This window comes from Paraburkholderia sp. J8-2 (genome assembly GCF_905220195.1).
Classification (GTDB): domain Bacteria; phylum Pseudomonadota; class Gammaproteobacteria; order Burkholderiales; family Burkholderiaceae; genus Paraburkholderia.
Genome location: NZ_CAJMZA010000005.1, coordinates 375,742 through 398,818 on the forward strand (window position 1 = coordinate 375,742; position 23,077 = coordinate 398,818).

18 protein-coding genes and 1 other RNA gene are annotated in these 23,077 nt (G+C 65.0%); 8 read left to right on the forward strand and 11 right to left on the reverse strand.

What is annotated here, in order from left to right; all coding sequences use genetic code 11:
- Positions 1-66: 66 nt before the first annotated feature.
- On the forward strand, positions 67-843 hold the full coding sequence (locus U5A52_RS15085) for a DUF2968 domain-containing protein (protein WP_321935154.1): 777 nt from the start codon (positions 67-69) through the stop codon (positions 841-843).
- A 117-nt stretch (positions 844-960) separates the two neighbouring features.
- On the opposite strand, the gene U5A52_RS15090 is transcribed toward U5A52_RS15085, so the two are convergent.
- Both U5A52_RS15090 and U5A52_RS15095 read right to left on the reverse strand, forming a co-directional pair.
- Positions 961-2,118 (reverse strand): hypothetical protein, encoded by a 1,158-nt coding sequence (locus U5A52_RS15090; RefSeq protein ID WP_321935155.1) that lies wholly within the window; start codon positions 2,116-2,118, stop codon positions 961-963.
- 184 nt (positions 2,119-2,302) lie between these two features.
- The gene (locus U5A52_RS15095) at positions 2,303-2,833 is read right to left on the reverse strand and encodes a GNAT family N-acetyltransferase (protein ID WP_321935156.1); all 531 of its coding nucleotides are present in this window, start codon (positions 2,831-2,833) and stop codon (positions 2,303-2,305) included.
- Positions 2,834-3,177: 344 nt separating this feature from the next.
- Between U5A52_RS15095 and U5A52_RS15100 the strand changes: the two genes are divergently transcribed.
- Positions 3,178-4,473 carry an MFS transporter gene (locus U5A52_RS15100; protein WP_321913859.1) on the forward strand — a complete coding sequence of 432 codons (1,296 nt, stop codon included), beginning with the start codon at positions 3,178-3,180 and terminating at the stop codon, positions 4,471-4,473.
- A gap of 87 nt (positions 4,474-4,560) precedes the next feature.
- Here U5A52_RS15100 and U5A52_RS15105 read toward each other — a convergent pair whose 3' ends face one another.
- On the reverse strand, positions 4,561-6,510 hold the full coding sequence (locus U5A52_RS15105; RefSeq protein WP_321935157.1) for a tetratricopeptide repeat protein: 1,950 nt from the start codon (positions 6,508-6,510) through the stop codon (positions 4,561-4,563).
- Positions 6,511-6,652: 142 nt separating this feature from the next.
- Between U5A52_RS15105 and U5A52_RS15110 the strand changes: the two genes are divergently transcribed.
- From U5A52_RS15110 to U5A52_RS15120, 3 genes are all read left to right on the forward strand, one after another.
- Entirely contained in the window at positions 6,653-6,973 is a 321-nt protein-coding gene (locus U5A52_RS15110) for a metalloregulator ArsR/SmtB family transcription factor (RefSeq protein ID WP_321913857.1), read from the forward strand.
- Complete coding sequence (locus tag U5A52_RS15115) at positions 6,970-8,040, forward strand: cation diffusion facilitator family transporter (RefSeq protein ID WP_321935158.1); 1,071 nt, start codon at positions 6,970-6,972, stop codon at positions 8,038-8,040. The genes U5A52_RS15110 and U5A52_RS15115 overlap by 4 nt, the downstream gene beginning before the upstream one ends.
- A gap of 120 nt (positions 8,041-8,160) precedes the next feature.
- Positions 8,161-9,855: an FAD-dependent monooxygenase gene (locus U5A52_RS15120; protein ID WP_321913855.1), complete on the forward strand. Its 1,695-nt coding sequence runs from the start codon at positions 8,161-8,163 to the stop codon at positions 9,853-9,855.
- 55 nt (positions 9,856-9,910) lie between these two features.
- Here the strand turns inward: U5A52_RS15120 and U5A52_RS15125 are convergent, their stop codons facing one another.
- The 4 genes from U5A52_RS15125 to U5A52_RS15140 are packed head-to-tail and all read right to left on the reverse strand — an operon-like array spanning position 9,911 to position 15,176.
- Positions 9,911-10,150 carry a formate dehydrogenase subunit delta gene (locus U5A52_RS15125; RefSeq protein ID WP_254316108.1) on the reverse strand — a complete coding sequence of 80 codons (240 nt, stop codon included), beginning with the start codon at positions 10,148-10,150 and terminating at the stop codon, positions 9,911-9,913.
- A gap of 4 nt (positions 10,151-10,154) precedes the next feature.
- Positions 10,155-13,091 (reverse strand): formate dehydrogenase subunit alpha, encoded by a 2,937-nt coding sequence (fdhF, locus tag U5A52_RS15130; protein WP_321913854.1) that lies wholly within the window; start codon positions 13,089-13,091, stop codon positions 10,155-10,157.
- A gap of 13 nt (positions 13,092-13,104) precedes the next feature.
- Positions 13,105-14,664: a formate dehydrogenase beta subunit gene (locus U5A52_RS15135; protein ID WP_321913853.1), complete on the reverse strand. Its 1,560-nt coding sequence runs from the start codon at positions 14,662-14,664 to the stop codon at positions 13,105-13,107.
- Positions 14,661-15,176: an NAD(P)H-dependent oxidoreductase subunit E gene (locus tag U5A52_RS15140; protein WP_321913987.1), complete on the reverse strand. Its 516-nt coding sequence runs from the start codon at positions 15,174-15,176 to the stop codon at positions 14,661-14,663. The genes U5A52_RS15135 and U5A52_RS15140 overlap by 4 nt, the downstream gene beginning before the upstream one ends.
- A 130-nt stretch (positions 15,177-15,306) precedes the next feature.
- On the opposite strand from U5A52_RS15140, the gene U5A52_RS15145 reads away from it, so the two are divergent.
- The gene (locus tag U5A52_RS15145) at positions 15,307-16,389 is read left to right on the forward strand and encodes a substrate-binding domain-containing protein (protein WP_321935159.1); all 1,083 of its coding nucleotides are present in this window, start codon (positions 15,307-15,309) and stop codon (positions 16,387-16,389) included.
- A 112-nt stretch (positions 16,390-16,501) separates the two neighbouring features.
- Positions 16,502-16,768 carry a hypothetical protein gene (locus U5A52_RS15150; RefSeq protein WP_321913851.1) on the forward strand — a complete coding sequence of 89 codons (267 nt, stop codon included), beginning with the start codon at positions 16,502-16,504 and terminating at the stop codon, positions 16,766-16,768.
- 201 nt (positions 16,769-16,969) lie between these two features.
- Here the strand turns inward: U5A52_RS15150 and ssrA are convergent.
- The 4 genes from ssrA to ompA form a co-directional block, all read right to left on the reverse strand.
- Positions 16,970-17,339, reverse strand: a transfer-messenger RNA (tmRNA) gene (ssrA, locus tag U5A52_RS15155).
- 121 nt (positions 17,340-17,460) lie between these two features.
- Complete coding sequence (locus U5A52_RS15160; RefSeq protein ID WP_321935160.1) at positions 17,461-18,183, reverse strand: HAD-IA family hydrolase; 723 nt, start codon at positions 18,181-18,183, stop codon at positions 17,461-17,463.
- A gap of 86 nt (positions 18,184-18,269) precedes the next feature.
- On the reverse strand, positions 18,270-18,968 hold the full coding sequence (gene ubiG / locus U5A52_RS15165) for a bifunctional 2-polyprenyl-6-hydroxyphenol methylase/3-demethylubiquinol 3-O-methyltransferase UbiG (RefSeq protein WP_321935161.1): 699 nt from the start codon (positions 18,966-18,968) through the stop codon (positions 18,270-18,272).
- A 225-nt stretch (positions 18,969-19,193) separates the two neighbouring features.
- Complete coding sequence (gene ompA / locus U5A52_RS15170; protein WP_321913848.1) at positions 19,194-19,838, reverse strand: outer membrane protein OmpA; 645 nt, start codon at positions 19,836-19,838, stop codon at positions 19,194-19,196.
- A 563-nt stretch (positions 19,839-20,401) separates the two neighbouring features.
- Between ompA and gyrA the strand changes: the two genes are divergently transcribed.
- Complete coding sequence (gyrA, locus tag U5A52_RS15175) at positions 20,402-23,011, forward strand: DNA gyrase subunit A (protein WP_321913847.1); 2,610 nt, start codon at positions 20,402-20,404, stop codon at positions 23,009-23,011.
- The last annotated feature ends 66 nt before the right edge of the window (positions 23,012-23,077 follow it).

Consider the following 23,077-nt stretch of genomic DNA (forward strand, 5'->3'; position numbering starts at 1 on the left):
CGTTTTTGAGATTTCCCGGCGGCGATAATGAAGGGTTACTGAGAATCCTGAATGGAATAGGCAGGTATGAAGCACTCAATCACGTTGCGTCGTGTGATGCTCAGCGCCGCAGCGCTCATGCTGCTCCAGCAGGGCACGACAGCATGGGCCGGCATGCCGGCCGACGCGGCGAATGCGGCGAACGCCGCCGACATGTCTGGCGCAGCCGCAGAGCGTGTGCCGCTGGCGGGTAGCCGCCCCTCGCTTGGCAGTTTGACGCCGCAGCCAGCCGGTGCGTTGCCGCCGTCGAGCGGTATGGCCAACGCGGGCGAGCAGGCCAGCGCCGGCGCCGTGCAAGGCGACGTTGCCACGCTTATGCAACTGATTCACGACGCCCAGCTCGTTGAACTGCGTACGACCTATAACGCGAGCTATGGCGCGAGTCTCTTCTTCTATCCACCGGAGATGACGTACTACGTCGTACTGTTTCAGGACAAGCACTTCTGGCGCGTGATCCGTTCGCAGGACGAAGCACGTTCAGAGGCGATCTATGCAGACTTCGTGCGCCAGACCGAGCAGCTTTCCCAGGTAGAAATACGCCGTACGGAGCTCGAGGCGCAAAAGGCGTTCATCGAGCGCGTGATCGCGATGTCCGAAGAACGCGCGCGCCGTCTGCAGGCCGATCTTGCCATCGCGCGCACGCAGCAGGCGCGAGTCGACGACTACCAGCGCCAGGCGCAGGGCGACGCAGCCGCGCTCAATGCACAGAAGGCACAGGCACAGGCGCAATTGCGCGAACTGCAGAGGCAAGTGGACGCACTGCAGCGCGCAACGGAGGCAGGACTGCCCGGGGCGCGGCGCTGAGCGTTGCGGGGCGGCTTTTCGCCCCACTGGCGGAGCCCCTTTCCTGCAAACAACAAAAAAGCCCGGCAACTGCCGGGCTTTTTCTATGGTGTAACGGAGGGCGGATCGGCGCATTAATTACTTTGCGAATCGGTCCGGCACCTCGGTGATACGGCGTTGCGAAACGTGATTCACCCATTCCGTACTGTCGGCAGGCACGGCAGGCGAACTCGATACGCGTGCCGGCGCGTAGGTTTTCGCATAGGAAAGGATGGACGCGTATTCATCCGCGGGATTCGCGCCGGTTTGCCGTGGCGAATAGCCTTGCGCTTCCGAGTAGGCGCCATGCATGCGATGCGACGTCACCGGAGCGGCTTCACGATATGGCGTAAACGCGCGGATGTCGCGGCGCGGGCTCGTACCGCGTTCTGCAACGCGCTGACCGCTGCCGCGCTTGACTGCAAGCACGTTGCCGCGCGTTTCGCGCTGGACCAGTCTCGCGGCCGATGTGTGCTGCGTGCGCGCTCGCGCGGCGAAATCGGGTTTCGCGTGTGCTGGCACCACGGCCTGCAAAGGCGTGCGAGTACCGACGACGGTCGTTTGGGACGCCTGCGCGAGCACAGCGACCGGCGCTTGCACCGGCTTCTCCACCGAGCGAGGCAAGATCGCGCCAGGCGTCGGTGCAGGAGGGCTCGTCAGATTCACTGCCTCGGAGGTAACGCGCTCGTGCTGTGTGCGCGCTTCGGCAAGGCGCTGCGACGTGTCTTGACCCGCGCTCGCAGTGGGGCGTGGGCTCGTGTTGCCGGTTGCGCCTGTTGAATCGTGCGGTGCATGACTTGCCACGATCCATGCGAGCAGTGCGGCGCCGCCAATCGCAACCGCGCCGCCAGTGAGCTTGCGTTGCTGAAACGGCGGTATGTGGTTTGGCGTGTGGCCTGGCGAAACTCCAGGCATGCTCCGCGCGTTTGCAGCGCGCCCGGCTGGCGGATTACCGGCGGCGTCCCGCGCGACGGACCCCATGGAAGCAGCCGGCGCGACAGGCGCAGCAACGGGCCTGGGCGGTTGCGCAGCGGGCCGGTGATTGTTGCCCCAGCCTACCGCGGCACGAAATGCCTCGGCGCTCAGGCAGACCGTGCGCATGATGGCCGCGTAGAGCGCGCGCAGTTCAGTGCGCAGACTGAAATGCGGAGGCGTTAGCGCCCATTCCCGGCCAAACGAAGCGGGCAAACGGGCAAGCGGGCGAATGTGCGGCAACGCGAGCGCGCCTTCGACCTGAACGAACGGAAATGTGGACATCGTCTCTCGCAACCCTGATTTGGCGACGGCGCCGGGCGGCAATGTCATCGGCGGCGCGCGTTGATGGGCCGCCTGCGGCGCGTGTAATTAAACGGATGGCGCTGATGATGACCGTCACCATTCCGCTCTTCTATCGGAAATGTCTGAAAAGCCGGAGACCTTTGCGCCAGGCCGCGGGTGCGCTTTACGCGCCGTCGAGCCTGTACACGTAACGCAGCGCCGTGATGTCGATACCGCCCATGCGGTCGGGTTCGGAGCCCGAATAGGTCCAGCCCTGGCGCTCGTAGAACGTGATCGCGGGCGTGTTGCCGTCGAGCACGTACAGGTAGAGCTGCGTCTCGCCTTGGGCGCGCGCCCAGTCCTGCGCAGCACGCATGAGCCGCTTGCCCACGCCGATGCCCTGATGCGCCGGCAGCGCATGCAGATTGTCGAGCAGCACGCCCCACGGGGAGCCCGGCTGGCGTTCGACGCACACGAAGCCCACGGCCGCACCCGATGCCAGCTCGGCGATCAGAACGAGACGCCGGTCGCCGCCTGGGGCTTCCATGCGTGCGCGCCAGTAGGCCGAGCGCTCGGCGTCGACTTCGCGTTCGAGAAATGAGGCGGGCAGCAGCGTGCGATAAGTGGCCTGCCAGCTTGCGGCGTGCATGGCGGCGAGCAAGGGCGCATCGGCAACGGTGGCCGGGCGCAGTGTGAGGGTGGGGATTTGGGTCATGCGGATGGATGACGTGTGGACGTCCGGATCAAGGCGCGCGTCGGGGGCCGCGTGCCGAGCCCTGCTGCAAAGTATTGTGCCCCAACCGAGGGCACTCGCGGCAGGCTCGCCAAATATGAAAGCGCATAGAACGGAAAAAGTAATAAATATGAAAGATATGGCGATCATTGACGCTTTTTGCTGGCCTCTTTTAAGGAAATGCCCGAATATCTGACTCCCGGCGCGTACCGCACAATAAAATGCCCGCGCGCGCGCCCGCGCGACCCTCGCTTTACCGCAGGTGATTGTTTTTCACTGTCCCGCGAGCCGCATTGGCTTCCCGGACGGTCTCTTCAGAGAGTGTCATGTCTACCGCGTCCCACGCATCCCCAAGCGAATCAAAATTCCGGACCGTTTTCCGCGTCGTCAGCGGCAACTTCCTGGAAATGTACGATTTCATGGTCTACGGCTATTACGCCTCGGCGATCGCCCGGACCTATTTCCCGAGCGACAATGCGTTCGCTTCGCTGATGCTCACGCTGTCCGTCTTCGGGGCGGGCTTCCTCGTGCGTCCGCTCGGCGCCATCATCCTCGGCGCGTACATCGACCATCACGGCCGCCGCAAGGGCCTCATGCTCACGCTCGGCCTGATGGCGCTCGGCACGCTAGCGGTCGCCGTCGTGCCCGGTTACGCAACCATCGGCATACTCGCGCCGGCGCTCGTGCTGGTCGGGCGCCTGCTGCAGGGCTTCTCGGCGGGCGTGGAACTGGGCGGCGTATCGGTTTATCTCTCCGAGATCGCGACCAAGGGCAACAAGGGTTTTTATGTTTCGTGGCAGTCGGGCAGCCAGCAGGTCGCCGTGGTGTTCGCCGCGCTGCTGGGCGTGCTGTTGCATCGCCTGCTGCCCGTCGAGCAAATGACGAACTGGGGCTGGCGCGTGCCGTTCCTCATCGGCTGCCTGATCGTGCCGTTCCTGTTCATCATTCGCCGCTCGCTCCAGGAAACGGAGGAGTTCGCGAAGAAGAAGCACCGTCCGTCGATGGGCGAAATCATGGCGTCGATGGTGCAGAACTGGGGCGTCGTGATCGCCGGTATGGGCATGGTCATCATGACCACCGTGTCGTTCTATCTCATCACTGCCTACACGCCGACCTTCGGCAAGGAAGTGCTCCGCCTGAACGAAATCGACACGCTGATCGTGACGGTCTGCATCGGCTTGTCGAATCTGTTCTGGCTGCCGGTTTCCGGCGCGGTGTCGGACCGTATCGGCCGCCGCCCGATGCTGATCACCTTCACCGTGCTGACGATCCTCACCGCGTATCCGGCGGTGCAGTGGCTCGTGGTCGAGCCGTCGTTCGGCCGCTTGCTCACCGTCGAACTGTGGCTGTCGTTCCTCTATGCCTGCTACAACGGCGCGATGGTCGTGGCGCTCACGGAAGTCATGCCCGCCGACGTGCGTACCGCCGGCTTCTCGCTTGCCTACAGCCTCGCGACGACGGTTGGCGGCTTCACGCCGGCGATCGCGACGTACCTCATCCACGTGAGCGGCAACAAGGCTGCGCCGGGGGCGGTGATGGGCGTGGCGGGCGTATGTGGCCTCATTGCGACGCTCGTGCTCTATCGCACGCCGGAAGCGCGCAATCAGTACAAGGCGGCTTGATTGGGTGAAGCAGTAATCTCGCAATGCCAGCAATAAAAAACGGGGCGCTTAGGCGCCCCGTTTTCTTTGTGCCGCGTGTTGCGCTGATTACGCGTCGCGCAATTCACGCGCGACCGTTTCCACGACGTCCGCCCATGCGTGCGGGCGCGGCTGGCGCACGAGCCGCGCCCGCGGGTACCAGGGGCTTTCGTCGGTATCCGCGAACCAGCGCCAGTCGGCGGCGAACGGCAGCATGGCCCAGAGTCTGGCGCCAAGCGCGCCCGCCAGGTGGGCAATCGACGTGTCGATCGACACGACCGCGTCCAGACGTTCGATGACCGCCGCGGTATCCGCGAAATCCTGCAGCTTGCCGCCAAGACGATGGATCGAGCGCGAGCGCGGATGGGCGTCGAGCGCCGCGTGTTCGGCTGCGCTGAGTTCGGGCTGCAGCACGATCCAGTCGATACCGTCGAGTGCAAAGAGCGGTTCGAGCGCGGCGAGCGCAACGGCGCGGTTCTCGTGCTTCTGGATGCGTCCGGACCATGCGAGTCCGATCTTGCGGCGCGCCTGGCCGCCCAGCGAGCCGCGCCATTTACGCCCGTAGGCGGGACTGGCGTTGAGGTAGGGCGTGCGCGCGGGCAGCGTGTCGATGCTCGTGCCGAGCGCGAGCGGCAGCGAGAGGAGCGGGCAGTGCAGGTCGGCGGCGGGGCGTGGCGCGCCTTGCTCGATGAGCGTGACGCGCCAGGCTTCGGCGGCTGGCGCGATGAGCGGAACGAGCGCGCGCTGCACTTCGAGCACGACGCGCGCGTTGCCTGATTGCGCCGCGGCCGCCGCGACGAGCGGCACGAAGCGCACGAACTGAAGCGTGTCGCCGAAACCCTGTTCGGCCTCGATCAGCAGTGTGCGCCCGTTCAGGGGCTCGCCATGCCAGCGCGGCAGCGTGTCTTGCGGCGTGCGGGGCGCAATGGATGCCGCCCGTGCGTCCACTGGTGGGGGCAGCGCATAGCCTGCGCCGCGTGGTGCATTGGCATGCGCCTCGTCGCGGGCGGCCGGATCAAGCCGCCATTCGTATTCGGGCAGTCCACGCCGGAAGTCGCCGAGCGTGAGCCACGTGAGCGCGCGATTCAAATGCGCGGCGGCCAGATCGGGGCGCACGCGCAGCGCTTCGTCGAAGGCGCGCAGTGCGGCCGCATGCCGGCCGATTGCGTGATGCGCCACGCCGAGCGCGAGCCAGGCGAGCGCGAATTTCGGATCGAAGCCGATCGCCCGCTCATAGGGTCCGATGGCTTCGTCGTGGCGGCCGAGCGCGGCAAGCGCATTGCCGAGCCCGAAGAGGGCCGGCGGGAAGTGGGGCTGCAGCGACAGCGCCGTTTCGAAGGCGGCCACGGCTTCGCGGTGATGGCCGGTCGCATCGAGCGTGTTCGCAAGATTGAAGTGTGCGGCGACGAAGCGCGGCTGCACGCGCAGCGCCTTCTGAAAGTGTTCGACCGCGCTCGCGCTGTCGCCAAGGGCGTTGAGTGACATGCCGAGGTTATTGTGCGCCCCCGCGTGGCCGGGGCGGATCTTGAGCGCGCGGCGAAACGAGTCGGCGGCTTCGGCATGGCGGCCGAGCGCGTGCAGCGCGTTGCCGAGATTGTTGTGCGACGAGGCGTCGCCGGGCTGCAGACGCACGGCCTGGCCGAACGCGTACATCGCGTCCTCGTGGCGGCCGATCGCCGCGTAGGCGTTGCCGAGGTTGTAGTGCGCGAGCGCAAAAGCGGGCGCGAGCGTGAGGGCGTTGCGAAAGCGCTCGATCGCGCCCTCGAGTTCGCCGAGCGCCTTCAGCGCGTTGCCCAGATTCAGCTGGAGCGCGGCGTCGTCGGGGCGCAAGGCGACCGCGCGGCGCACGAGGTCCGCGGCTTCGGCGTGCTGGCCTCGCTGATGCCGTAGCACGCCGAGCAGATGCAGCGCATCGACGTGCACGGGATCGGCGGCGAGCGTCGCGCGATAGTCGCGCTCGGCGTCGTCCAGCCGGCCGTCGCGATGTGCGGCGTACGCGCGGACAAAAAGCTGTTCCATGACTGAAGAAGCAAAACGATCGAGACACAAAGGCGGCATTTTCCCACACTCGCGGACCTGCTCCCGAAGTTCGCCCGAGTTTGACGGGAATCCGTTGCTGAACTAACATATGAACACCTGTTCATATGTATTGTATGTAGCCATGACCCCAGTTTCCGACGACGAGCGTGTCGTCCCGCTCGCCGACCTGTTCCGTTTGCTCGGTGACGCTACGCGCTTGCGCATCGTGCTCGCTTGCGTCGAGGGCCGGCTTGCCGTGGGGGCGATTGCCGACGCGCTCGGTTTGTCGCCTTCGCTCGTGAGCCATCATCTGCGGCTCCTGCGCGGCGCGCGCATCGTGCGCGCCGAACGCGAGGGCAAGCAGGTGTTCTATGCCGCCGCGGACGCGCATATCAGCGCGATGATCGCCGGCATGCTGGAACACGTTGCCGAGCCTTCGGCGCAATGGCAGGAGGGCGCATGAGTGCCGCCGACCACGAGCATGCGCATGACGCCAAAGGCGCAGGGAAGCACGAGGACAAGGGCGAGCATGGCCACGATCATGCGCATCACGACGCCGGCGCGCACGACGCTCACGCGGCGCAAGGGCACGGCCATCAGCACCATCATCACGCACCGGTTGCGGGGCATGGCCGCGCGTTCGCCATCGCCGTCGCGCTGAACGTATTCATCGTCGTCGTCCAGACGGTGTACGGCGTGCTTGCCCATTCCACCGCGCTGCTCGCCGACGCCGGCCACAATCTCTCCGACGTGCTCGGCCTGTTGCTCGCCTGGGGCGCCGCGTGGCTCGCAACACGCCGTCCGTCCGCGCGCTTCACGTTCGGCTTTGGCAGCTCGTCGATTCTCGCCTCGCTCGCCAACGCCGCGTTGCTCCTTCTCGCGTGCGGCGCAATCCTCGCGCAGGCGGTTGGGCGCCTGCTCCATCCTGCGCCGGTCGCGGGCTTCGACGTGTTCGTCGTGGCGACCATCGGCATGGTGGTCAACGGCTTTTCGGCGTGGCTGTTCATGCGCGGGCAAAAGGACGACCTGAACATTCGCGGCGCCTTCCTGCATATGGCCGCCGACGCCGGCGTGTCCGCCGCCGTGGCCGTGAGCGGTCTGGTGATTCTCGCGACCGGCCGCAGCTGGATCGATCCGCTCATGTCCATCGCGGTCGTGCTCGTGATCGTGTACGGCACCTGGGGGCTGCTGCGCGAGTCGGTGCGGCTCGCGCTCGCCGCAGTGCCCGAGAACGTCGACATCGTGCGCGTGCGCAGCTTTCTCTCGCAGCAGGAAGGCGTAGTCGATGTGCATGACCTGCATGTCTGGGCGCTTTCGACCACGGGCTGTGCGCTCAGCGCGCATCTCGTGATGCCGGCGGGGCACCCCGGCGACGCCGCCCTCGATCGCATGGTCGAGTCGCTCGAAGTGCGCTTCGGCATGCGGCACGTCACGCTACAGGTCGATCTCGGTACGAGCGAGCATCGCTGCGCGCTGGACATGCCGCGCGCCGCGCACAAGCATGCGCACGGCCATCCGCACGCACACTGAAGCGCGGCAATTTGCAGCGCGGCGTGCCGAGCCGTTCAGGCTGCTTTTGATGCGCTGCCGCGCGACCGCTTAAGGCGCGGGCGATACACTACGTATCGTGTCGAGCGCATGGAGGTCTGCATGGCCGTGGCTTCTTCTCTCGCGCCCGTGCTTATCGTGGGCGCGGGGCCCACCGGGCTCGCCGCCGCGATGAGTCTTGCGCGCGCGCATATTCCCGTGCGGCTGATCGATCGCGCGCCGCAGCCAGGACGCCACTCGCGGGCGATCGGCATTCAGGCGCGCACGCTCGAACTGTTCGAGCAGCATCGCGTCGTCGAGCCATTTCTCGAGCTTGGCCACCGCGCGCATATCGCGAATCTCTATTCGAACGGCCAGCGCCGCGCGCGGCTCGACTTCGATCCGCTCTTCACGCGTTATCCCTATTTGCTCTTCATTGAGCAGACCGTTACCGAGCGCATTCTCGCCGGGCATCTCGCGACGCTTGGCGTGGAGATCGAGCGCGGCTGCGAGTTGCTGGAGTACACCCAGGGCTCGGCCGGTGCGAGCGCGGAAGTGCGCCGCCCCGACGGCCGCGTGGAGTCGCTGCGCTGCGCTTATGTGATTGCCGCCGACGGCGCGCATAGCACGGTGCGCCATCGCCTCGACATGAAGTTCGACGGCGAGACGATGGCGCAATCGTTCCTGCTCGCCGACCTGAGCGCGAGCACGCCCTGGTCCGACGACGAATTCCACATCTTCGCCTCGGGCGATGGGCTCGCCGCGCTTTTCCCGTTCGGCCACGGCCGCTACCGCCTGATCGCCGATCACAAGGCGATGCTGCCCGCCGCGCCGGAAGGCACGATCCCCGTGCCCACGCTGGAAGAATGCCGCGAGATCATCCAGCAGCGCGTGCATCACCCGGTGTCCGTCTCGGACATGGGTTGGGCCTCCTACTTCAGCGTGAACAGCCGCATGGTGCGGCAACTGCGCGTGGAGCGCACCTTTTTTGCCGGCGACGCCGCGCACGTACACAGCCCCGCAGGCGCGCAGGGCTTGAACACGGGCATCCAGGAAGCCTTCAATCTGGGCTGGAAGATCGCGCGTGTGCACGCGCGCGGCGCGCCCGAGCGCCTGCTCGACACCTATCACGCGGAGCGTTATCCGATCGAGCGGCTCGTGCTGCAGCAGACGAGCTTCATGACGCAACTGGTGGAGGCCGATCACGGCCCGCTCAAGCTGCTGCGCGAGCGCGTGATGCCGGCGCTCGTCGCGCTCGGGCCGCTGCGCGACGCGGCGCGCCAGGCGGTGAGCGAGCTGTCGATCCAGTATCGCCGCAGCCCGCTTACGCTCGAGCGCGTGCTGGACGGCGGCCCGCGCGCGGGCGAGCGCGCCCCGGACGCTTTCGTGCGCGTGGTGGACGGTCCGCTAGGCAAGGCGCCGGGCAAGGGGCGCATCTTCGATCTGCACGACCCGGCGTGTTTCTCGTTGTTCATGCTCGTCGAGGGCGATGCCGATACTGCAGGCGCGGCGGCAAGAAACGGCGAAGAAGCGGGCGCTACGCTCAAGCGTTTCGCCGAAGCCGTCGAGCGGCTCTTTCCGCAAGCGCTGCGAGTGTGGTGGATCGCCGATCTCGCCAACGGCGAGACGCCGCTGGCGGGCGAGGGCGCGGCCTCGCTAAGCGAATCGTACGGGCGCACGCGGCCCGCGTTTTATCTGGTGCGGCCCGACGGCTATATTGGTGCGCGGGGGCGTCCCGCGTCGGACCTCAATGCGTTGCTGCGCCACTGCGAGACGTGGTATGCGGCAGCGGGATTCGCACAGGCGCCGCCGGTCTGAGCGAACCGGCGGCGCCGTGCGCGTGATGCAATGGCGCTGGCCTGGCTGGTACAGATCAAGCCGCCGCGGGCATCAACGCCTCGCGATGCTTCGTGAGCGAGGCGAGCACGATTTCCGTGAAGCCCGCTTGCTCGCCTTCGCCATCGAGTGCCGCGAGCAGCGTGCGGCGCATGCGCGGCTCCCAGAACTTGCGGATGTGCTCCGCGATGCCCGTGAGCGCTTCTTCGCGATCGGGCAGCGAGTCGAAGAACATGCCTATCTGGTTCGCCATTTCGATCAAGTGATCCGCTTTCATCGCTTTATTTCCCTGAGGTTGTAAGCGGTTCGCGCTTGCTCAGCAGCTCGAGCTGGGTCGTGTTGAAGCGCGAGTATTCGCGCTGCCATTCCGAGGGCTGCTGCACGTGGCTGACCTGCACCGCCGTCACCTTGTATTCCGGGCAGTTCGTGGCCCAGTCGGAGGCATCGGTGGTGATGACGTTCGCGCCCGATTCGGGGAAGTGGAACGTCGTGTAGACGACGCCCGGCTGCATGCGCGTGCTGACCTTTGCGCGCAGCACCGTATGCCCCGCGCGCGATTCGATGCCCACCCAGTCGCCGTCGCGAATCCCGCGGTCTTCGGCGTCCACCGGATGGATCTCGAGGCGGTCTTCTTCATGCCAGCGCGAATTCTCGGTACGGCGGGTTTGCGCGCCCACGTTGTACTGCGAGAGGATGCGGCCCGTCGTGAGCAGGAGCGGGAAGCGGCGCGTGACCTTCTCCGGCGAGGCGATGAACTTCGTGATGACGAACTTGCCCTTGCCGCGCACGAATGCGTCGATGTGCATGATCGGCGTGCCATCGGGCGCTTCCTCGTTGCACGGCCACTGGATGCTGCCCATCTCGTCGAGCCGCTTGTACGAGACGCCGTGGAACGTAGGCGTGAGGCGCGCGATCTCGTCCATGATCTGCGAGGGATGCGTGTAGCCCATCTCGTAGCCAAGGGCGCGAGCGAGCAGGATCGTCGCTTCCCAGTCCGAGTAGCCGGCGACAGGCGGCATGACCTTGCGCACGCGCGAGATGCGGCGTTCGGCGTTGGTGAACGTGCCGTCCTTCTCCAGGAACGACGAGCCCGGCAGCAGGACGTGCGCGTATTTCGCCGTTTCGTTCAGGAAGATGTCCTGTACGACGATGCATTCCATCGACGAAAGCGCGGCCGCCACGTGCTGCGTGTTCGGGTCGGACTGGACGATGTCCTCGCCCTGGCAGTAGAGGCCCATGAAGGTGCCGTCGAGCGCCGCCTCGAACATGTTCGGAATCCGCAGGCCCGGCTCGCTTTGCAGCGCGACGTTCCAGGCGTCTTCGAACAGCGCGCGCGTCGTGGCGTCGCCCACGTGGCGATAGCCCGGCAGCTCGTGCGGGAAGGAGCCCATGTCGCACGAACCCTGCACGTTGTTCTGGCCGCGCAGCGGATTCACGCCCACGCCTTCGCGGCCGATGTTGCCCGTGGCCATCGCGAGGTTGGCGATGCCCATCACCATGGTCGAGCCTTGCGCGTGTTCCGTGACGCCGAGGCCATAGTAGATCGCCGAATTGCCTTGCTGCGCGTAGAGACGCGCGGCGGCGCGAACCTGCTCGGCCGGCACGCCGGTCACTTCGGCCATGGCTTCCGGTGAGTTTTCCGGCAGCGAGACAAAGTCGCGCCATTGCTCGAACGCGCGCGTTTCGCAGCGCTCGGCCACGAACGACTCGTTCACGAGCCCTTCGGTGACGATCACGTGCGCGATCGAGTTGACCATCGCGACGTTGGTGCCCGGACGCAGTTGCAGGTGATATTCGGCCTTCACGTGCGCGGTATCGACGATATCGATGCGGCGCGGATCGACAACGATCAGCTTCGCGCCCTGACGCACGCGGCGCTTGAGCCGCGAGCCGAACACGGGGTGGCCGTCGGTGGGGTTCGCGCCGATCACCATGATCACGTCGGAGTGATCGACCGAGGCGAAGGTCTGCGTACCCGCCGACTCGCCGAGCGTCGTCTTCAGGCCATAGCCCGTGGGCGAGTGGCACACGCGTGCGCAGGTATCGACGTTGTTGTTGCCGAACGCGGCGCGCACGAGCTTCTGCACGAGATACGTTTCCTCGTTCGTGCAGCGCGACGACGTGATGCCGCCAATCGAATCGCGCCCGTGCTTCGCCTGGATGCGGCGGAACTCGCTCGCGGCGTAGTTGATCGCTTCGTCCCAGCTTACTTCGCGCCACGGATCGGTGATCTTCGCGCGGATCATCGGCTTCTTGATGCGGTCCTTGTGCGTGGCGTAGCCCCAGGCGAAGCGGCCCTTCACGCAGGCATGGCCTTCATTCGCCTGGCCGTTCTTGTGCGGCACCATGCGCACGACTTCGTTGCCCTTCATCTCGGCCTTGAGCGAGCAGCCCACGCCGCAATAGGCGCAAGTCGTCACGACCGAATGTTCGGCCTGGCCCAGCATCACGACGGTTTTTTCCTGCAGCGTGGCGGTCGGGCACGCGGCCACGCAGGCGCCGCACGACACGCATTCCGAGTCCATGAACGCTTCGCTCGCGCCGGCGGCGACACGCGATTCGAAGCCGCGCCCGGCGATGGTCAGCGCGAACGTGCCCTGCGTCTCTTCACACGCGCGCACGCAGCGATTGCAGACGATGCACTTCGACGGGTCGTACGTGAAGTACGGATTCGATTCGTCTTTCTTGTCTTTCAGGTGATTCGCGCCGTCAAAGCCATAGCGCACTTCGCGCAGGCCTGTGACGCCCGCCATGTCCTGCAGTTCGCAGTCGCCATTGGCGGGGCAGGTGAGGCAGTCGAGCGGGTGATCGGAGATGTACAGCTCCATCACGTTGCGGCGCAGCTTTTGCAGCTGATTGCTTTGCGTGCGCACCTTCATGCCCGCTTCGACGGGCGTCGTGCACGAAGCGGGGTAGCCGCGGCGGCCTTCGATTTCCACGAGACACAGGCGGCACGAACCGAACGGCTCGAGCGAATCGGTGGCGCACAGCTTGGGCACGTTGACGCCGGCCTCGATGGAGGCGCGCATCACCGAAGTGCCGGCCGGCACCGTGACGGACTGGCCGTCGATTTCGAGCGTGACGTCGACGTCGGCGTGGACGAGCGGCGTGCCGAAATCGGTGTCGTCGAAGGGCGAGCGTTGCTTCATTGCGGCCGATTTGCAGGCGCAATTGCCGGAACCGCAACCACCGGCTTGGGACATGAGCGTGTCGGACATGGTGGTTCCTCGTTCAGGCTGCTGCTGCCGGAGCGGCAACAGGTTCGAGACCGAAATCTTCAGGGAAATAGTTGAGTGCGGAGATCACGGGGTAGGGCGTCATGCCGCCCATTGCGCAGAGCGACCCGGACACCATCGTCTCGCACAGGTCGCGCAGCAGCGTGACCTGCTTCTCCGACGTGTCGCCCTTGCGGATCTTCGCGATCACCTCGACGCCGCGCGTCGAACCGATGCGGCACGGCGTGCACTTGCCGCACGATTCGAGCGTGCAGAACTCCATGGCGTACTGGGCGAGTTCGGCGAGATTCGACGTATCGTCGTGCACGACGAGGCCGCCGTGGCCCACGACCGCGCCGACGGCCGCATACGCTTCGTAGTCCATGGGAATGTCCCACTGGCTCTCGGGCAGATACGTGCCGAGCGGGCCGCCCACCTGCACGGCGCGCGCCGGGCGGCCGCTGGCGGTGCCGCCGCCGTAGTCGACCATCAGCTCGCGCAGCGTCACGCCGAACGCAAGCTCGACGAGGCCGCCGCGCGCGATGTTGCCCGCGAGCTGGAACGGCAGCGTGCCGCGCGAGCGGCCCATGCCGAAGTCCTTGTAGAACGCCGCGCCTCTCGCAAAGATGATCGGCACCGTGGCGAGCGTAATGACGTTGTTGATGACCGTGGGCTTGCCGTAGAGACCGGAGAGCGCGGGCAGCGGCGGCTTGGCGCGCACGATGCCGCGCTTGCCTTCGAGCGATTCGAGCAGCGCCGTTTCCTCGCCGCACACGTAGGCGCCCGCGCCCTTGGCCACGAACAGCTCGAAGCGCTTGCCGCTGCCGAGCACGTCGTCGCCGAGCCAGCCCGCCGCACGTGCGCGCTGGATGGCTTCCTCGAGCGCCGCGATCGAATGCGGATACTCGCTGCGCACGTAGATATGGCCAACGGTGGCGCCCACCGCGATGCCCGCGATCGCCATGCCCTCGATCAGCACATACGGGTCGCTTTCCATGACGAGGCGGTCCGAGAACGTGCCCGAATCGCCTTCGTCGGCATTGCAGACGATGTACTTCTGGTCGGCTTGCGCATTCGCGACCGTGCGCCATTTGATGCCGGCCGGGAACGCGGCGCCGCCGCGGCCACGCAGGCCCGATTCGACGAGCGCTTCGCAGATCGTGGCGCCGGTCATCGTCAACGCATTGCGCAATCCTTCGAGGCCGCCGTGGGCGACGTAGTCGTCGGTGGAAAGCGGGTCGGTGATGCCGATGCGCGCGAACGTGAGGCGCTGCTGTTTGCGCAGATACGGAATCTGCTCGACGAGCCCGACGCTGCGCGCGTGCTGGCCGCCTTGCAGGAAGCCGGCGTCGAAGAGCGCGCCCACTTCATCGGGCTCGACGTTCGCGTAGCCGACGCGGCCGTCGGGCGTTTGCACTTCGACGAGCGGTTCGAGATAGAGCAGGCCGCGCGAGCCATTGCGCACGAGTTCGATGCTCGCGCCGCGCGCGGCGGCTTCACGTTCGATGGCTTCAGCGATGGCATCCGCGCCGAGCGCGAGGGCCGAGGAGTCGCGGGGTACGTACACGCGTGTCATGCGGCCTCCTCGGTGCGGGCGACCGCCGTCATGGCGGCGGCGAAGAGCTTGTCGAACTTCTGCGGGGTCACTTTTGCGTGCAAGGTGCCGTTAATCATCATGGCAGGCGAGAGCGCACATTGGCCGAGGCAATAGACGGACTCCAGCGCGACCGGACCTTCGTGGGCATGCGCGTGTTCGGCGTCGTGGCCGTGCTGTCCGAACCGGCAGCCGGTATGCGCCTCGACGTGCTGCGCGAGCGCTTCGCTGCCCATGCTGCGGCACGCCTCGGCGCGGCACAGCTGGACCGTGACCGGCGCGGGCGGCGCAGTGCGGAAGTGGTGGTAGTAGGTGATCACGCCGTGCACCTCGGCGCGCGAAAGACTCAGCGCCTTCGAGAGCGGCACGACCGTGGACGGCGGCACGAAGCCGACGTCGTCCTGGATCGCGTGCAGGATCGCAAGCAATGTGCGGCCCGGTTGCGCGTGACGCAGGACGAGATCGTCCGGCGTGCTAACAGCTGTCTCTTCCATCATGGGGCTTCTCCTGGGCATATATGCACTTGTTATTCATAAAGTGTGCATCTATGCTGCGGTTGTCTTGTTGTCTGACCGAACAATAGGCCCGTGGAAAGGCGGACGCAATAGGAAGGAGCATTTCATAATGATCAAGGTCGAGTGCCATGCGCAGCTAGTCGTGCGCGACGCGGATGGCCGCGAGGCAAGCCTGACGGACGTTGTGCCGTTGCTTGCGCTTGTCGCGGAAGAAGGAAGCATTGCGCAGGCCGCGCAGCGTAAGGGTTTGTCCTATCGCCATGCGTGGGGTGTTTTGCGCGAAGTGGAGGAGCGCTTGGGCGGCGCGCTGATCGCGAAAGCGCGCGGCCGCGGCTCCGTGCTCTCCGAACTGGGCGAGGCTGTGCTGCGCTCGCAGCGCCTGTGCGGGGAACGCCTGCAGGGTAATCTCGAGGCGCTGGCAAGCGAGGTGGCGAGCGACCTGAACCGCTGGCTCGCGCCCCACGCGCAGGATCTGCGCATCCACGCTTCGCACGGCTATGCGGTGGCGGCGCTCGTGACGGCGCTCGTCGCCGACCAGGTGCCCGTGGAGATCAAGTACCGCGATAGCGTCGATGCGATCACGGCGCTCGCGCGCGGCGAATGCGATTTAGCGGGCTTTCATTTGCCGCGCGGCGACTTTCGCGCCGCGTGCGCCAACGCCTACCGGAGCTGGCTCGACCCGCAGCGGCACGTGCTCATCCATCTGACGCAGCGCAAACAGGGGCTCTTCGTCGGGCGCGGCAACCCGAAGCACGTCAAGGGCCTGGCCGACCTCGCGCGCGGCGATATACGTTTTGTGAACCGGCAGCCGGGCTCGGGCACGCGCATGCTGATCGACCTGCTGCTCACACGCATTGGCGTCGATCCCGAGCGCGTGAACGGCTATGCGTCTTCGGAGCTCACGCACTCGGCGATTGCCGCGTTCGTGGCGAGCGGCATGGCCGACGTGGGTTTCGGCGTGGAACCGGCTGCGCACCACTTCGGCCTCGATTTCATTGAAATCGCCGACGAAGACTACTATTTCGCGTGTGATCGCGGTCATCTCGCGCACGAGCCGCTGGCGACGGTTCTGTCGTTGCTGCGCGGTGCCGGGTTCCGCACTTCGGTTGCCCAGCTCGAAGGGTACGATCCGGCCGCGTGCGGTGACGTCGTGGAACTCGAAGCCGCATGGGGCGAGCCGCGGGCGTTGTAATAGAAGGCAACGTATTGGTCGGACTACGCTGCAGACTGCGGCGCTTTTTGTGATACTTTCAGTTCGTATTCGCTCTCACGTTTCAGATGCGCGTTCGTCGCGCCGATCGACCATGAAATTTGTCCTCAAAGTTGGTGCTGCCGCCGCTACGGCCGCGGCGTTGTTGGCTACGTTCAACCTCGCATTCGCGCAGAACTCGCCGGGCGTCCCCGGCGGCATTCTGAGCGATCAGTTCAAGTTCAACGAGCATCCGCAAATGCAGTACGCCGCTTCGGCGCCGTCGGAAAAGTATCAGCATGGCAAAGCGTCCGCTGCACGTAAGCGTGGTGATCTGGGTGATCCGAACGGCTGTAATCTGCAGTGCCCGCAGGACAATTAATGGCGTAAGGGCAGTGGCGGCAGTCGCGCCGCTTGCGGAATAAAAAACTCGCGAGGCCCGAACGGGCCGTCGCGAGTTTTTTTGTGTGCGCTTTGCCGGGTTGGGTTGGCCGGCGGCGGGAATCCGCAAAAAAGCAAAAAGCCCCGACAGCCTTGCGGCGCCGGGGCTTGAGTCCGTTCGTCGTGGACGACCGGAAATATCTGGTGGAGCCGGCGGGAATCGAACCCGCGTCCAGAAGCAGTCCATAACCAGTTCTACATGCGTAGTTCTGTCATTTGATTTAACCGCAGCGACGCGGACGAACACGCTGCGCTACGGCGATTCACTAGATTTTCGACCTTGGCGTCGTGACGCCGACAAGGCTTAACTGACGTAAATGACCTCTGGCGGTATTGCTACCGGTCTTGCGACGCTAGCCCGTCAGTAAGCTAGGCAGAGGACGGCGGCCCTTAGGCTGCCAGTGCGAACGTATCGTCGTTTGCAGTTACGTTTTTCCCATTGATTAACGAGGTGACGGGTCCTCGGCATGCCCTGATTACTTCATAACCCCTGTCGAAACCAGGTCGGCCCCAGAGGAAAGAACAATTATCACATAGTTCGCCATATGAGGCGAACCGCGCCCGGTTCAAGGGGGCGCGGGGCTGTCTGCGCGCAAAAGCCGCTTCGGCTTCTACGTCCGTCTTCACGTTGTCTCAGGCCGGCTTGCCGATGTGCTGGAGCAGGGCGAGCAGCGTCGCCGTGGTGTCGGCGACATATTGCGCATTCCACTGCGAGGGCGGCACGTCGTTGCCGCAGTAGCCGTAGGCGGCGGCGATGGTCGCCATACCCGCCGCGGCGCCTGCCTGCACGTCGCGCAGATCGTCGCCGACATACACCACGCGCTGCGGCGCGATGCCGAGCGCCTCGGCCGCGTGCAGCAGCGGCGCCGGATGCGGCTTGGAATAGGGCGTGGTATCGCCGCTCACCACGCAGCTTGCGCGCGTGTCCAGATGCATCAGCTTCACGAGCGGTTCGGTGAGGCGTGCGACCTTGTTCGTCACGATGCCCCAGCGCACGCCGCGCGTGTCGAGGTCGTCGAGCACGGCGTCGATCCCGGCGAAGAGCGCCGTCTCGACGCGCAAATTCGCCTCGTAATTGGCGAGGAATTCCTCGCGCATGGCCGCGAACTCGCGATCGTCGGGGCCGATCCCGAACGCGCCGCCGATCAGGCCGCGCGCGCCGGCCGAAGCGAGCGGACGCAGCTTCTCGAGCGGCGCGGGCATGAGGCCGCGCGCGTGGCGCATCTGGTTGACGGCGGCGGCGAGGTCGGGGGCCGTATCGGCGAGTGTGCCGTCGAAGTCGAACAGCACGGCGTCGCAGGTGGCGAGCGCTGCGGCGCTGACCGCGGCAGATTGGGCGTTCGTGGGTGAGTTCATGTCTGGAAGCGATGGCGCGGCGCGCCCGTGTGCAGGAAATGCCGCCGGAGCAGGGTGGTCCGGCGGCGCCGATCGCGCAAGCGCCGTCAGGCGTCGCGCCGGCAGGCGATCATGTAATTGACGCTGGAGTCGTTCGAAAGCGCGAAGTGCCGCGTGATCGGGTTATACGTGATGCCCTTGATTTCGGCGACACGCATGCCGGCGTCGCGCACGAACGCGGCAAGCTCCGAGGGGCGGATGAAACGCGCGTAGTCGTGCGTGCCCTTGGGCAGCATCTGCGCGATGTATTCCGCGCCGATCACGGCGAGAAGATACGACTTCACGTTGCGATTGAGCGTCGAAAAGAACACCCAGCCGCCAGGCTTCACGAGCGTTGCGCAGGCCTTCACGACCTCGGCGGGCTCCGGCACGTGTTCGAGCATCTCCATGCAGGTCACGACGTCGAACGACGCAGGTTCGCGTGCGGCGATCGCTTCGGCGGCGATCAGCTCGTAGTCCACCGTCACGCCGCTTTCGAGGCTATGCAGGTCCGCCACGCCGAGCGCCTCGCGCGAAAGGTCGATGCCTTTCACGGTCGCGCCCAGCCCCGCCATCGATTCGGAGAGGATGCCGCCGCCGCAGCCGATGTCGAGCACGCGCTTGGACGGCAGGTGCGCATGACTGTCTATCCAGCCAAGGCGAATGGGGTTGAGTTCGTGCAGCGGCTTGAATTCGGCGTTTGGGTCCCACCAGCGATGAGCGAGATCGCTGAATTTCTGCAGCTCGTGGGGATCGGCATTCGTCATGTCGTGGCAGCCTGAAGCGCGGTGCGGGTCAGAAAGAATAAACCCCGAGTATATCTGTGGGTGCACAGGGCGGCCAAATGCCACGCTGTGCCGTAAATCTTTCCAAAACGATAAAGCCGCGCAGAGTCAGGCGAAATGAAAGAAGGGAAAAAGGAGGAAAGCGCTCGGGATAAAAAAAGCCCCGCCGAAGCGGGGCTTTTGAGACTTGCGGTCGAAAGCTCGCGATTACTGCTTTTGCGTGCCGACGACTTCGACTTCCACGCGACGGTCCGGTGCGAGGCAGGCGATGAGAGCCTTGTGGTTCTTCTGGTTGCAGCCCGTCGTAACCGGGTTGCGCTTGCCCTTGCCTTCCGTGTAGATACGCTCTGCCGGAACGCCCTTGCTGACCAGGTACGACTTCACGGCTTGCGCACGGCGCAGCGACAGACGGTCGTTGTAGGCAACCGAGCCGATACGGTCGGTGTAGCCCGTCGCGACGACGACTTCGAGGTTCAGTGCCTGGATCTTGCTTGCCAGGTCGTCCAGCTTTTCCTTGCCTGCCGGCTTCAGGATCGCCTTGTCGAAGTCGAACAGGGCGTCAGCCTGGTACGTGATCTTCTGGCTGGTGATGGCCGGAGCGACCGGAGCGACCGGCGGCGTCGGTGCCTGGGCGACCAGGGCGCCATCGCACTTGGCGTTGGCGGTGGCCGGCGTCCAGAATGCATCGCGCCAGCAAAGCTCGTTCGTGCCGTTCATCCACACGTATTCGCCGGTACCATTCACCCAGTTGTCATTGACGGCTTGTCGCGACGCCGGCACCGATTGTGCCTGAGCGGATGCAGCCACAACTGCGGTAGCTGCAATGAACGCGAGCTTTGAAAGTTTATTCATATTTCTCCTCTCGAAATTGAGATTACCGCAGGTTTACTGCGAGCCATATGACGAAGACAAGTCATACATTGCTCGAAGTATAACATTGGCAAGTTGTGGGGAACGCTTTGCGTTGTGTAGACTTCGAGCAGTGTCTAACTTTGTGCGTTGGCATTTTGCCATATCGTTCCCCTCCGACGATAAAAAAAATCCGCCCCTTTCACTGCGGCTTGTCGAACGTGGTACGCCCGCAACAAAAAAGTTCCCGTTATTTTACCTGGTAGTGCGCCTGGGTAGGCGGGCTGTCACACATTGTTATCCAAATCGCTGGCGGTGCATCTGATTCCGGTTCGCACTGCGGCGTTTGCGCCACGCTCAAGGCGCTTTTGAGCGCTTCGGCGCCACTCCTCTAATAGGTATACGCAGGCGGCGGGCGAGGGTGTCGTGCATGGTAGAATCGCGTGATGCGCTGCGTCCGCGGCGTCCATGCGACAGCTGGGCGTCTCGCGGTGGCCGCGGCGACCTCCGTCCTTCCAGTTGGGGCGAGGCGCTAGCACACCGCGTGCCCAAATAAGACATCGATAATGGATCAATTCGCCAAAGAGACTCTGCCAATCTCCCTCGAGGAGGAAATGCGCCGCTCGTATCTCGATTACGCGATGAGCGTGATCGTCGGGCGGGCACTTCCGGATGTTCGTGACGGCCTCAAGCCCGTCCACCGGCGCGTGCTCTACGCAATGCACGAGCTGAATAACGACTGGAACCGCGCTTACAAGAAGTCGGCGCGTATCGTCGGCGACGTCATCGGTAAGTACCATCCGCACGGCGATACGGCCGTCTACGACACCATCGTGCGTATGGCGCAGGACTTCTCCCTGCGCTACATGCTGGTCGACGGCCAGGGCAACTTCGGCTCCATCGACGGCGACAACGCCGCCGCCATGCGATACACCGAAATCCGCATGGCGAAGATCGGTCACGAGCTGCTGGCCGACATCGACAAGGAAACGGTCGACTTCGGGCCGAACTACGACGGCAGCGAAAGCGAGCCGCAGATCCTGCCCGCGCGCATTCCGAACCTGCTGATCAACGGGTCGTCGGGTATTGCGGTCGGCATGGCCACGAATATTCCGCCGCACAATCTCAACGAAGTTGTCGACGCTTGCCAGCACCTGCTGAAGAGCCCGCACGCGACGATCGACGAGCTGATCGAGATCATCCCCGCGCCCGATTTCCCGACCGCCGGCATTATTTATGGCGTCGCCGGCGTGCGCGACGGCTATCGCACGGGCCGCGGCCGCGTGGTGATGCGCGCGGCCACGCACTTCGAGGAAATCGATCGCGGTCAGCGTATGGCGATCATCGTCGACGAGCTGCCGTATCAGGTGAACAAGCGTTCGCTGCTCGAGCGCATTGCCGAGCTCGTCAACGAGAAGAAGCTCGAAGGCATTTCCGATATTCGCGACGAATCGGACAAGAGCGGCATGCGTGTCGTGATCGAGCTCAAGCGCGGTGAAGTGCCCGAGGTCATCCTCAACAATCTTTACAAGGCGACGCAGCTGCAGGACACGTTCGGCATGAACATGGTCGCGCTGGTGGACAACCAGCCGAAGCTGCTGAACCTGAAGGAAATGCTCGAGCATTTCCTCTCGCATCGCCGCGAAGTGCTCACGCGCCGCACGGTGTACGAGCTGCGCAAGGCGCGCGAACGCGGCCACGTGCTCGAAGGTCTCGCCGTTGCGCTCGCGAACATCGACGACTTCATCGAACTGATCAAGGCCGCGCCCACGCCGCCTATCGCGAAGCAGGAGTTGATGAACCGCTCGTGGGATTCGTCGCTCGTGCGCGAGATGCTCACGCGTGCGGAGCAGGACAACGCGGCCGCGGGCGGGCGCGGCGCCTACCGTCCGGAAGGGCTGAACCCGCAATATGGTATGCAGGCCGACGGCCTCTACCGTCTGTCCGACACGCAGGCGCAGGAAATCCTGCAAATGCGCCTCCAGCGCCTGACTGGCCTGGAGCAGGACAAGATCATCGGCGAGTACCGCGAAGTCATGGCGCAGATCGCCGACCTGCTCGACATCCTTGCGCGTCCCGAGCGTGTAACTACCATGATCTCCGACGAACTCACCTCGATCAAGAGCGAATTCGGCGATGCCCGCCGCTCGAAGATCGAGATGAACGCCACGGAGCTCAACACCGAAGACCTGATCACGCCGCAGGACATGGTCGTGACCATGTCGCACGCCGGTTATGTGAAATCGCAGCCGTTGTCGGAATATCGAGCCCAGAAGCGCGGAGGTCGCGGCAAGCAGGCGACCTCGATGAAGGACGACGACTGGATCGACACGCTCTTTATCGCCAACACGCACGACCACATTCTGTGCTTCTCGAATCGCGGCCGCGTGTACTGGGTGAAGGTGTATGAAGTGCCGCAAGGCTCGCGCAACTCGCGCGGCCGTCCGATCGTCAACATGTTCCCGCTGCAGGACGGCGAGAAGATCACGGTCGTGCTGCCGGTCAAGGAGTTCTCGGCCGACAAGTTCGTTTTCATGGCCACCGCGTTGGGTACGGTCAAGAAGACGCCGCTCGAAGCGTTCAGCCGCCCGTTGCGCAAGGGTATTATTGCGGTCGGTCTCGACGACGGCGACTACCTGATCGGCGCCGCGATCACCGACGGCGAGCACGACGTGATGCTGTTCTCCGACGCCGGCAAGGCCGTGCGTTTCGATGAGAACGACGTGCGCCCGATGGGCCGCGAAGCGCGCGGTGTGCGCGGCATGCAGCTCGAAGACAATCAGCAGGTCATCGCGCTCCTCGTGGCAGGCGACGAGCAGCAGTCGGTGCTCACCGCGACCGAGAACGGTTACGGCAAGCGCACGCCGATCACGGAGTACACGCGCCATGGCCGCGGCACGAAGGGCATGATCGCAATCCAGACTTCGGAGCGTAACGGCAAGGTGGTTGCGGCCACACTCGTCGACCCGGAAGCGCAGATCATGTTGATCACCACCACGGGCGTTTTGATTCGCACGCGCGTGTCGGAAATTCGCGAAATGGGCCGTGCAACGCAAGGTGTTACACTCATCAGCCTTGACGAAGGGACGAAGCTCTCCGGACTCCAGCAGGTCGCCGAAGCAGACGCAGAGGCGGACGCCGAAGGTGAAGGCGAGCCGGGCGAAGGCGAAGAGTGATGCTCCATCCAGGCCCGCAGAAGTGCGTTCAATCGATGCGCTTACGCGGGCTTTAAGGTGGGTTTC